Consider the following 12413-nt stretch of genomic DNA (forward strand, 5'->3'; position numbering starts at 1 on the left):
ATCAATTCTTATAATCATAAAAGTGAAGACCAAATCTATTCGCAATCAATTATTCCTTTTATCGTATTTGCCATTACTTGGGTCAACTCCTTCCTACTATACTTTCCTACTCCAATAACATGAGATGCTAATGTTCCTTTTTGAAACTGAACAAAATATTCGAGTATTTGGGCTTTTATCTTTTCATACTCTTGATACTCAAAAAAAGTACCCGAATTTGTTTCCGAAATTAATCTTGATACATCTGCTCCTTTAGGACCAACAGCAATAATAGGTCTTGTAGATACCATATATTCAAACAATTTACCAGGTATAATACATCGGGTATCTTTACTATCGATTTCAATCAATAGTAAAACTTGCGAACTTCTTTGAATTTGGATAGCTTCTGTGTGTGGTACATAACCTTTCAGTTCCAAAAAATCTGATAATCCGGCTTCCCGAATTGAAGACAATACATCATCACTAACAGCTCCTACCAATTGTAATCGAAATACCGATGAAAATACTTCATTTTCCTCAATCAAATCATATAAGGCTTTCCAAAGATTCTTTGGATTTCTACCAGATAATAACGATCCTATATGTGAAATAGTAAACGTAGTATCCAAAACTGTTTCGGGGATCGATTCTTTGTCATAGCCATTAGTGATTACAGAAATTGGAGTATCTGTAATCCCTTTAAACTCTTTTTTTGTCGTAAAACTGGTAACAACAACATGATCAGCAGTGTTTAATACTGCCTTCTCCATAGATGTATGCTTTTGCATAGATCTCTTTGTAAGTTTCAGCTTATCATGATATCCAATAGTAGTCCAGGGATCTCTAAAATCGGCAATCCACTTTACTCCTGTTCGTTGTTTCAACTCCTGCCCTATCAGGTGCATGCTATGAGGTGGACCCGTAGTAATTATGGTATTAATTTTATTTTCTGAAAGGTATTTCTGTAAGTAGGTAACCGAAGGTTTTACCCAGAACTTGCGGGCATCGGGAATAAAAAAATTACCCCGTATATACAATAACAGTCGCTGTACAAAAGACTGCTTTGCTGCACCAGCAATAATACCTTTACTTATTGTTTTGGTCTCATTTTTAGAAAAAATCTGTGCAAAACGATATGGTTCAAAAATAGGTTGTTTTAGTACTTCTATTCCTTCAGGAATTTCAGATAATAAAGAAGTATCTTCTAGAGGGTATGTAGGATTTTCGGGCACATATACTATTGGTTCTATATCAAAATCTCTAAAGTACTTAACAAACTTAAACCACCGCTGTACTCCAGGACCTCCTGCAGGTGGCCAATAATATGTAATGATCAGGATCTTCACGATATACCTTACTTATCTTCTTTTGTTAAAGATAGCAAACTCCCTGTTTTCTTATATTGAAAATACAATCCGCCAAGCACCAGTAAAACAAAAAGAATAGAGCTCGTAAGCGTAATGGTACTTCCTGTTTTTACAACCTGAGGTTCGAATTTAAATTCTATCGAATGCTTTCCTGCTGGTACTTTTAGGCCCCTTAACATATAATCTACCGGGTATATAGGTGTAGTTTCGCCATCAATATATGCGTTCCAGCCATCTTTATAGTATGTTTCAGAAAAGACAATAAAACCTGGATTAGCAGCATAGACATTATATGCCAGATGATTAGGTTGGGTTTTAGAAATTGATACTGTAGAAATACTATCTTTATTAGGTTTAAAATCTCCTAATTCGTTTTGATAATCTTTTCTAATAACCGCCGTCTTTTTGGTATCTATAGTATTTAATGATTCAAATTCCCTTTTATAATTGTCTACAAACTTTAGCTCTTCAACAAACCAGGCTGCTCCATTAATTGAAGGGTTTTGCTGAACGTCTAGTTGTCCTTCTTTATTTTGTTGAATTACATATTTTACGTTAAGCATATTAATTACTTCCAGATTACCTTTGGCAATATGGCCAAAATAAAGGTCTTCCATTTTTCTGGGGCGTACTGCAGTATACCCATTAATAGAATTAAAGAAGTAATTCGTGTGTGAATTATTAAAACCTCTAGCCTGATCTAATACTCTAAAATAGGATTCGTCTTTTAGAATTTCTTTATCCACCGCTGTTGGTTCAAAATAATTTCTGTATTCACGCTTAGAGATAAAACCCTCATTATCAACACTACGTCTATCTACGCTAACCAAATCTATTAGAATTAGTGCTCCCAATGCGATAAGGGTAATATTTTCTGAAAACTTTTTCTTTAAACTAAGCCAAAGGACACCTCCCATTAGAATTATAAACAGAAGTGAACGCAAACTATCACTTTTCATGATTGCAATTCGATCTTCTTTGATAGCATCAAAAATAGCAGGTTGTTCAATCCCTAATCGAACTTCTGAAGATGACTTGAAACTAAATAAACTTCCTCCAAACAGCCAAAAAAGCAGACACAACCCTCCAAAAACTCCTAATGAAATTAAAAATTTCTTTTGCCTTTCTTCAATAGATATTTTGTCATTAAAGAATCGATGCAGCCCAAAAACAGCAGCAATAGGTATTAATAACTCTAAAATAACCTGAATACTTGATACTGCTCTAAACTTATTATAAAAAGGTACATAATCAATAAAAAATCGTGTTAGAAATTCTAAATTCTTACCCCAACTTAAAGCGAGAGATAGTATCATTCCTGCCAGTAGCCACCAGCGAAGCCTTCCTTTTACCAACAACAACCCTAAAAGAGCTAAAAACACTACTGTTATTCCTAAATATGGAGGAGCTTCTACAAAAGGTTGTTCTCCCCAATATAGGCCTGTAACTTTAGCATAATAATTAGCTTGTTCTCTTGGCTGTCCTAATTCAATCAATTTTTGATAAAAAGCAGAATCTGTACCCAAATCAGATGCTCTACCTAATCCCATTAATTTAGGAACAAAAAGGTTTAGTGATTCTAATTTACCATAACTGTATTCTGTAATATATTCATAATCCAATCCGTTCTTTTCTGAAGAAGTCGCTGTAGTTTCTGCCAATAAGTTTTTACCTCTAATACTGGTATCAACATATTCTGATGTAGATAATAAAGTTGTTGCATTTGTCGCCAATCCTAATAATACGGCAAGTACTAATGTACCTACAGATTTTAAAAAATGTGGAACTTCTTTTTTTCGTATAGCGTCGACAAAATAAGCTACCCCCATAACTAGAGTAAGTAACCCCAGATAATATGTCATCTGATAATGATTGGCTTGTATTTCTAAGCCCATGGCCAGTGCTGTCAATAAAAATCCCCAAACATATCTTTTCTGAAAAACCATTATAATTCCTGAAAGAACTAACGGAAAGTAAGCAATAGCATGTGCTTTAGAATTATGCCCCACTCCTATTATGATAATTAAATATGCAGAAAACCCAAAAGCTAACGCTCCCAAAATAGCAATTCTCCATGGGATACGCATTACAAGCATCAAAATATAAAAGCTAAGCAAGTAAAGAAAAAGATAATCTGCTGGTCTAGGCAAAAAACGAATCAAACGATCCAATTTATCCATATAATCATGCGGAAATTTAGCTCCTAGCTGATATGTAGGCATTCCTCCATAAGCAGAATTATTCCAGTACGTCTCTTTACCGGTATTAGTGCGATAATCGTTTTGTTGTTTAGCCATACTCTCATAATGCTTTATATCATTTTGATAGAGCATTTTCCCACTTAATACTGGGTTAAAATAAGCTAATGAAACTATTACAAAACCTAAAACGACAAGAATATGAGGTAAAAATCTTTTAATTAAAGACATGATGTGTGTGAGTTTACTAATAAAGAGCCAAATTAATCAATTTCCTCATAATCGATATATTCTCCTACATCTTTATTAGAATAATTTTGTTTCGATTTTTTTTCAATAGTTACCTCTCCTTCTGTAGACTGCCGGGGTTGTTGATATTGATCAAATTGCTGTTTAAATTTCTCTCCAGCTTTCTTTGTAACATATCTAAGCAATAGAGGACCAAATAACCGCGTTATTATCTTTAGTCCATAATATACTAAGATTATAATGAGAATTATCTTTAATACCCCTTGTAGTGATGCTTCCTGCATAACATTTTTTTTCAAAAATAATGAACTCTGTATACAATTACATGTAGACAGTCCTAAAAAAATGATAAAATCTGCTATATTTGAACCAAATCTATTGAGTATGTACCCTAAGTCTATTCTGTTATTAATTATCACATTTCTATGTACCCTAACGGTTTCTGCACAATATACCGAGAAGATCAATACCAATAGACCTGGTACATCACAGGGTGCTTTCTCGGTTGGTAATAATGTTTTACAATTAGAAGGTGGTTTTGGTTTTGGAAAAGAAAAACATAAACTCCTTAATACAAAGACAAATGTTTTTAAGTTCGATTATTCTGTGCGATACGGTTTATTAATCGAACAATTAGAACTTAGACTAAATGGTACATTTAGAGCAGATGGAGTAAAACAAACTATTGGAGGTAATGAAGAAAAAATAAAGAGAAGTAACTTTGAAGTAAATACGATTGGTGCAAAATATTTGATTTATGATCCATATAAAAAGCCAAAAAAAGATTCTACTAATTATGATGAATTAAAAAGCTGGAAAGAGCGTTATAGATTTAAGTGGAAAAGCTTGATCCCTGCAGTTTCTGCTTATGTAGGAGCTAATTTTGTATCAAAAGACAACCCTTTTACCGCACCAAATGATGATGTCTTTAGCCCAAAGATTGTATTAATGACCCAGAATAACTGGACTACGAGTATGAATGGGAACTGGGTATTAGTAACTAATTTGATTGTCGATAAAGTAACAACAGATGATCCGATTATCGGTTGGATTATTACTTCTACTCATACAATAAATGAAAAATGGGCTGCTTTTGGAGAATACCAAGGGCAAAAAAGTGATTTTTATAGTGATAATATTCTTAGACTCGGAGGAGCCTATTTATACAATAAAGATTTACAGCTGGATGCAAATATTGCTTTCAATTTTAAAGATACCCCTTCTATTTTTACTTTTAGTTTTGGAGCATCTTATCGATTTGATTGGCATACCAAAGATGAGATCATCGAGCAACCAGGATTAGAAGGCGGCATTAAAGAAGGAGAGAAAGAAGAAAATGAGGATGAGGGAGAGAACGAAGAAAATGAACAAGATGGGCTTGATGAACTTGAAGAAGGTGAAGAAATAGAAAACGATAGCCTTAAATTAAGAAAAACTCCTTTTGTTAATGATTTTGAAGATGATGGTTTTAGAGAAGCAATCGAAAGCGACCTTGATCAAAGACGAACTGAAGAACGATTAGAGCGTGAGCGTATTGAAAACGAGAAAATAGCTAAAAAAGAAGATAAAAAATTCAGAAAAGAAGAAGCTAGACGTCTAAAACGTGAAGCAAAAGAAGCCAGAAAAGCTGAAAAAGCTGAAATCCAAGCCGAGAAAGAAAAGCAAAAAATGATCAATGATATTGATGCCGAATTGGATAAAATGGAGAAAGAACAAGGTGTGGATCAAGAATTACAAGATATAGATAAAGAGCTTCAGGAGCTCGAAAAAATGGAAAAAGAGTTAGATTCTGGTAATCAAGAAAAGGAAGAGAAAAAGGAAGAGAAGAAAGAAGAACAAAAGGAAGAGGAAGATGTAGATGCTGAATATGAAAAGTATCAAAAGGAACAAGAAAAAACTAAGAAAGCAGAAGAAAAAAGAAGAAGAAAAGAGGAAAAAAGGCGTCAAAAAGAAGAGAAGAAAAGGAAAAAAGAAGAACAAAAGCGCAAAAGCAAAGAAGAAAAGGATAATAAAACTGATGATTCGGACCTTGATAAAGAATTAGAAAAAATAGATCAGTAATTAGTGATAAAAAGCAGGAATAAAACTCTTTAAAGCACCTAAATAAAGAATCTAATGCAATTATTACTAAAATGATCTGTATGCAACCATAATATTTAATAAAAGGATTATATATTTGTGATGAATTAGAGATGATATATGATTACGATTAAAGAAATTACTTCAAAAGGAGATTTAACAACGTTTGTTAAATTTCCTTTTGAATTATATAAAGATTCCCCATACTATGTGCCTTCTATTATTAAAGAAGAAGTAGATGTGATGAATCCAAAGAAGAATCCTGTTTTTAGAAACTCTGATGCAAAATATTTCTTGGCTTACAAAGGCGATACCATAGTAGGAAGAATCGCTGCAATTATAAATTGGATTGAAGTAAACGAACAAAAAAAACCAAAAGTGCGTTTTGGATGGTTTGATGTTATTGATGACATTGAAGTAACTAAAGCATTATTAGAAAAAGTTTCAGAATATGGTACTCAACATGGTTTAGAATATATGGAAGGCCCCGTAGGTTTTTCGAATATGGATAAAGCAGGAATTCTAATTAAAGGATTCGAAGAGTTAAACACCATGATTACCTGGTACAATTACCCTTACTATTCTAAACATATGGAGCAGCTTAATTTTGAACCAGCTGCTACATGGGTAGAATACAAAATAAGAGTTCCGAAAAAGACAAAAGAAAAAGTAATAAAATTTGCTCAGGTAATTAAAGAACGTTATCAGCTTAAGCTTCTTAAATTTAATAAAAGTAAAGAAATACTTCAGTATGCAGATGACATGTTTGATCTGCTAAACAAAACCTATAGTAGCTTACAAACTTTTGTTCCTATACAGCAGTACCAGATAGATATGTATAAGAAAAAATACTTACCCTATCTAAATCCCGAATATATTACCTGTATTGCTGATAAAACAGGGAAGCTTATTGCATTTTCGATCGTAATGCCTTCATTTTCTAAGGCTTTGAAAAAAATGAATGGTAAAGTATATCCCCTAAGATTTTTACATATCCTAAAAGCACAGCGCAGAAATGATACAGCGGCTTTTTACCTTATAGGAGTTGATCCAGAATACCAAAATAAAGGAGTAACTGCACTTATCTTTAAAGAAATGAATGAAGCTTTTCTTCGTAATGGGATCGAAGTTGTCGAAACTAATCCCGAACTTGAAGAGAATAAAGCAATCCAAGCCCTTTGGAATGGTTATGAGCATGAGCAACATAAAATGAGACGAACGTTTAGAAAAAGTATTTAACCTCTATTACTTTATTTACATATCGATGTACTAAGAATTATAGCCTTAATTTTATACATAAGATTATTAATACTTAGTTAAATAATGAATAGCTAACACTATCTTCTTAGATTTTATCTATTTTTAATAAGACCAACATTTTTACTTGTAATGAGTAGATACAAAACTTTGACATAAAGTCTGAGTGTCTTTAAAAAAATCAGAGTTTTCAAATTCTTAAAACTATAAATCATGTTAAAAAACATTTTAAATGTAAATGGAGTTAAAAAGTTAAAAAAACAAGAACAGACAACCATTATAGGAGGGTATCGAGGTCCGGATATCTGTCTACTCCTTAATTGTGCTGAAAGGCTTGATGGAAAATGTCGTTGTGAAAATGGAAAGTGTGTATTTGACAGACATTATTGCAAATAGATAAAATGACCATAAAAAAAATCCGCTAATTATTCTTAGCGGATTTTTTATATATTATTATTTAAGCAATTTATTCACCCATTGCTGCAGCAACAGCGGCAGACATACGTTTATAAGTTCCGTTTTCTAATCGTTCTCGTATAGCAGAAAATGCATTAAGTGTTTCTTCTATATCCTCTAAGGTATGAGAAGCTGTAGGAATTAACCTTAATAATATTAGCCCTTTTGGTATAACTGGATATACTACAATAGAACAGAAAATCCCATAATTTTCTCTAAGATCTTTTACCAGAGCCATAGCTTCAGGAATACTTCCTTTTAAATATACTGGCGTTACGCAACTCTGAGTAGTTCCTAAGTCAAAACCTCTTTCTCTAAGTCCATTCTGCAAATTATTTACATTCTGCCATAGTTTAGCTTTTAGTTCAGGCATTGTCCTAAGCATATCCAAACGCTTAAGAGCTCCTACTACTAATTGCATTTGCAATGATTTTGCAAACATTTGAGAACGTAAATTATATTTTAAATAATCAATAATCTCTTGATCGGCAGCAATAAATGCCCCTGTACTCGCCATAGATTTGGCAAACGTAGCAAAATACACATCGATTTGATCCTGAATACCTTGCTCCTCACCTGTTCCTGCTCCTGTTGCTCCTAATGTACCAAATCCGTGTGCATCATCAACAAACAATCTAAAGTTATACTTTTCTTTTAAAGCTACAATTTCTTTTAGTCTTCCTTGCTCTCCTCGCATTCCAAAAACGCCTTCAGAAATCAGTAAAATCCCTCCTCCAGTCTTTTGTGCCATTTTGGTAGCTCTCATCAAGTTTTTATCAATACTTTCTACATCATTATGTCGATACGTATATCGCTGTCCTTGATGTAATCGTACTCCATCAATAATACAAGCATGTGCATCTACATCGTATACTATGATATCATCTTTACTTACCAGCGCATCAATTGTAGAAACCATTCCCTGGTATCCAAAATTTAATAAATATGCTGCTTCTTTATCGACAAACTCTGCTAATTCATCTTGTAATTGTTCATGAAGATCTGTATGCCCGCTCATCATCCTAGCTCCCATTGGATATGCAGACCCATAAGCTGCTGCTGCCTCTGCATCTACCTTACGAACTTCTTCTTTATTTGCTAATCCCAAATAGTCATTGATACTCCAGGTAATTACTTCTCTCCCTTGAAACCTCATTCTATTTGATATAGGTCCTTCTAGTTTAGGAAAAACAAAATATCCTTCTGCCTGATCCGCCCACTTTCCTAATGGCCCTTTGTCTTTATAAATCTTATCAAATAAATCTCTCATTTATCAAAAAATTGTTTCTTATAAGTGTGCGAAAATACGGAAAATTGATTTGATGACATAATTATATTCAATTTCACTTTTATAAAGTGCTATTTTAACACTTTACAAAATCTACTACACAATGAACCATAAATATTTTAATGATTTCTTGTAATTTAATAAATAAAATTGATATCAACAATTGAAGAAATAGGAACCATATTATGAAAGTAATATTAAAAAAAAGCATCCCGAAAATATCGAGATGCTTATCATTTTATGTTATATTTTTTTATTTAATGAATTGCACTTTTGTTGCGTCAATTTCATTTTTGCTATCAAAAAATCCTTGTTCTGTCATCCAATCATCACTAAATACTTTACTCATATATCGTGATCCATGATCGGGAAGAATAATAATAACATTACTATTTTCATCAAATTCACCTTGCTCTGCAAGTTGTTTTACACCTTGTATAGCTGCTCCACTTGTGTATCCCAAAAACAGGCCTTCTTTTTTCACTAATTCTCTAGCAGTATGTGCACTATCCTCATCACTAACCTTTTCAAATTTATCAATAACATCAAAATCTGTTGCAGTAGGGATTAGGTTTTTACCCAGACCTTCAATTCTATAAGGATATATTTCTTCCTCATCAAATTCTCTGGTTTCGTGATATTTCTTTATAACCGATCCGTAGGCATCGATTCCCAATACACGTACATTACTATTTTTTTCTTTCAAAAACCTTGCAGTACCAGAAATAGTTCCTCCAGTTCCGCAACACGCTATAAAATGTGTGAGCTTACCACTAGTTTGCTCCCAAATTTCTGGTCCTGTAGAATTATAATGGGCATCAATATTTAATTCGTTAAAGTATTGATTTATATATACAGATCCTTTTATTTCTTCATGAAGTCTTTTTGCCACCTGATAATAAGATCTTGGATCATCTGCACTTACATGGGCAGGGCATACGTACACCTTTGCTCCCATATTCTTAAGCATTGCTATCTTATCCTTAGAGGATTTAGAACTAACAGCAAGAATACAATCGTAGCCTTTGATCACGCTAACCATTGCTAAACTAAAACCTGTATTACCACTTGTTGTTTCAATAATGGTGTCACCAGGTTTAAGAATACCTTTTCTTTCTGCTTCTTCTATAATATAAAGTGCAATTCTATCTTTGGTGGAGTGTCCCGGGTTAAAAGATTCTACTTTTGCGTAGTAATTTCCCGGAAAGTCTTTCATAATTCTGTTTAGTTTTATAAGCGGTGTATCGCCAATAAGCTCTAAAACATTATTATAAGCCCTAATATCTTCTCTCATATAATTGTGTTTTACAGATTCGTGGAATAAAATGGGGGTCCACTAACTGTTACAAAAACGGTACGAAGTTACATTATTTTTTTTAATTACTCTTGGATACCTTCTAAATCTAATAAAAAGGCATATTCTTCTGCCACTTCTTTAAGTGCTTCAAATCTTCCTGAGGCTCCTCCATGTCCGGCTTCCATATTTGTATGCAATATTAATAAATTCTTATCTGTCTTTAACTCTCTTAATTTTGCTACCCATTTTGCTGGTTCCCAATATTGCACCTGAGAGTCATGTAAACCTGTATTTACTAACATATTAGGATATTTCTGAGCCACAACATTATCATAAGGAGAATATGACTTCATATATGTATAATATTCTTTTTCATTAGGATTACCCCATTCATCATATTCTCCTGTTGTTAAAGGAATACTATCATCAAGCATTGTACTTACAACATCTACAAAAGGTACCGATGCTACGACACCGTTATATAATTCTGGCGCCATATTAACTATTGCTCCCATCAATAATCCTCCTGCAGAACCTCCCATAGCATATAAATGATTGACAGAAGTATACCCTTGTGCTATTAAAGACTTTGAACAATCAATAAAATCTGTAAATGTATTTTTCTTTTTAAGAAGTTTTCCATCTTCATACCAGGATCGTCCCAGATATTCGCTTCCTCTTATGTGAGCAATGGCGTAAATAAATCCTCTATCCAGCAAACTTAATCTCGCCGTAGAAAAATAAGGATCTATAGTTGATCCATATGAACCATAACCATATTGTAATAATGGGTTACTTCTATCTTTTTGTAATCCTTTTTTATATATTAAAGAAATAGGAATCTTAGTTCCATCCTCGGCTGTTGCCCATACTCTTTCTGAAACATAATTACTTTTATCAAATTTACCACCAAGGACTTCTTGTTCCTTTTTTACTTTTTTCTCCTTAGATTCCATATCAAAATCAATTACCGAATTGGGAGTGGTAAGAGAATTATAAGAGTATCTTAGGCTTTTGGTATCAAAATCAGGGTTTGTACTTACATAAGCGGTATAGGTTTCATTATCAAAAGGAAGGTAATAATCAACAGTACCGTCCCATCTTTTGATATTAATCTTATTTAAACCATTATTACGCTCGCTAATAACTAAATACTCTTTAAAAATCTCTACATCTTCTAGTAAAACATCTTTTCGGTGTGGTATGACATCTTTCCAGTTCTCTTTGGCAGTATTATCCTCAGATACCTTCATTAGCTTAAAATTAGTAGCTTCGTCTGCATTGGTTAACACATAGAAATGATCATCATAATGTGCTATCCCATATTCTATTCCTCTTATTCTTGGCTGAAAAACTTTAAATTCTCCTGTAGGATCATCAGCTCTTAAAATTCTATATTCTGAAGTTAGCGTACTACTTGACCCTATTACAAGGTATTTTTTAGATTTGGTTTTATATACAAATGTAGAAAAGGTCTCATCTGTTTCATTAAAAATCTCTACATCATCTGATACTGGAGTTCCCAGAACATGCCTGTAAATCTTATTAGACCGTAATGTTTCATTATTTTTTTTTGTATAAAACAAAGTTTTACTATCTGTAGCCCAGGTACTGCCACCAGTTGTAGTTTCTATAGTCTCTGGATATATCTCACCTGTTATAAGGTTTTTTATTCGTATGGTATATTTACGTCTACTTACGGTATCTACACCAAATGCAGCTAACTTATTATCAGGACTAATACTAAGTCCAGATAATCTATAATAACTATATCCTTCAGCTTCTTTGTTACAATCAAAAAGAATTTCTTCTTCTGCATCAAGGCTTTCTTTTTTTCTGGAATATATAGGATAATCTTTTCCTTTTTCGAAACGAGTTAAATACCAATATCCATTTAATTTATACGGAACTGAAGAATCATCCTCTTTAATACGACTTTTCATTTCTTCAAAAAGGTTTTCCTGAAACTTCTTTGTATGAGCAGTCATCTTATCATTATAGGCATTCTCTCGCTCTAAATAATCAATTACCTCCTTATTTTCACGATCATTTAACCAAAAATAGTTATCAACACGCACATCATCATGTTTTTCTAGATTTGTTGGTTTTTTAGCTGCTATAGGAGGTTGAACTTTAGAATCCAATGTCGTCATGGTATTTTATTTACAAGAAGTTGCGAAAATAAGAGATAATAAGAATATAATGAATGAAGTTTTCATAATAATCTTGTTAGTTTATTA

Annotated in this window: 8 protein-coding genes; 2 read left to right on the top strand and 6 right to left on the bottom strand. The window is 32.9% G+C overall.

Annotated elements, in window-relative coordinates; all coding sequences use genetic code 11:
• Positions 1-35: 35 nt before the first annotated feature.
• Genes NNL09_RS21765 through NNL09_RS21775 form a run of 3 tightly spaced genes read right to left on the bottom strand, consistent with a single transcriptional unit; the run spans position 36 to position 4080 of the window.
• Positions 36-1328: a glycosyltransferase family 4 protein gene (locus tag NNL09_RS21765; protein WP_317193935.1), complete on the bottom strand. Its 1293-nt coding sequence runs from the start codon at positions 1326-1328 to the stop codon at positions 36-38.
• 8 nt (positions 1329-1336) lie between these two features.
• Complete coding sequence (locus NNL09_RS21770) at positions 1337-3778, bottom strand: YfhO family protein (protein WP_051476156.1); 2442 nt, start codon at positions 3776-3778, stop codon at positions 1337-1339.
• A 32-nt stretch (positions 3779-3810) separates the two neighbouring features.
• Positions 3811-4080, bottom strand: coding sequence for a DUF4834 family protein (locus NNL09_RS21775; protein WP_025668024.1), 270 nt, complete (start codon positions 4078-4080; stop codon positions 3811-3813).
• Positions 4081-4141: 61 nt separating this feature from the next.
• Here NNL09_RS21775 and NNL09_RS21780 point away from each other — a divergent pair, with 61 nt between their 5' ends.
• Together NNL09_RS21780 and NNL09_RS21785 are read left to right on the top strand one after the other, a co-directional pair.
• Complete coding sequence (locus NNL09_RS21780) at positions 4142-5857, top strand: transporter (RefSeq protein ID WP_231389243.1); 1716 nt, start codon at positions 4142-4144, stop codon at positions 5855-5857.
• 138 nt (positions 5858-5995) lie between these two features.
• Positions 5996-7114: a GNAT family N-acetyltransferase gene (locus NNL09_RS21785; protein WP_025668022.1), complete on the top strand. Its 1119-nt coding sequence runs from the start codon at positions 5996-5998 to the stop codon at positions 7112-7114.
• A gap of 484 nt (positions 7115-7598) precedes the next feature.
• On the opposite strand, the gene NNL09_RS21790 is transcribed toward NNL09_RS21785, so the two are convergent.
• From NNL09_RS21790 to NNL09_RS21800, 3 genes are all read right to left on the bottom strand, one after another.
• Complete coding sequence (locus NNL09_RS21790; protein WP_196911319.1) at positions 7599-8858, bottom strand: aminotransferase class I/II-fold pyridoxal phosphate-dependent enzyme; 1260 nt, start codon at positions 8856-8858, stop codon at positions 7599-7601.
• 271 nt (positions 8859-9129) lie between these two features.
• Positions 9130-10170, bottom strand: coding sequence for a PLP-dependent cysteine synthase family protein (locus NNL09_RS21795; RefSeq protein WP_196911320.1), 1041 nt, complete (start codon positions 10168-10170; stop codon positions 9130-9132).
• Positions 10171-10256: 86 nt separating this feature from the next.
• Positions 10257-12326 (bottom strand): S9 family peptidase, encoded by a 2070-nt coding sequence (locus NNL09_RS21800; protein WP_196911321.1) that lies wholly within the window; start codon positions 12324-12326, stop codon positions 10257-10259.
• Positions 12327-12413 lie beyond the last annotated feature (87 nt).

This window comes from Aquimarina sp. EL_43, from assembly GCF_943422735.1.
GTDB lineage: Bacteria > Bacteroidota > Bacteroidia > Flavobacteriales > Flavobacteriaceae > Aquimarina > Aquimarina megaterium.

Excerpts from the sequence above, each read along its gene's own strand:
- NNL09_RS21775 (WP_025668024.1), bottom strand. The coding sequence starts at position 4,080 with ATGCAGGAAGCATCACTACAAGGGGTATTAAAGATAATTCTCATTATA.
- NNL09_RS21800 (WP_196911321.1), bottom strand. The coding sequence starts at position 12,326 with ATGACGACATTGGATTCTAAAGTTCAACCTCCTATAGCAGCTAAAAAA.
- NNL09_RS21770 (WP_051476156.1), bottom strand. The coding sequence starts at position 3,778 with ATGTCTTTAATTAAAAGATTTTTACCTCATATTCTTGTCGTTTTAGGT.
- NNL09_RS21795 (WP_196911320.1), bottom strand. The coding sequence starts at position 10,170 with ATGAGAGAAGATATTAGGGCTTATAATAATGTTTTAGAGCTTATTGGC.
- NNL09_RS21785 (WP_025668022.1), top strand. The coding sequence starts at position 5,996 with ATGATTACGATTAAAGAAATTACTTCAAAAGGAGATTTAACAACGTTT.
- NNL09_RS21790 (WP_196911319.1), bottom strand. The coding sequence starts at position 8,858 with ATGAGAGATTTATTTGATAAGATTTATAAAGACAAAGGGCCATTAGGA.
- NNL09_RS21780 (WP_231389243.1), top strand. The coding sequence starts at position 4,142 with ATGATAAAATCTGCTATATTTGAACCAAATCTATTGAGTATGTACCCT.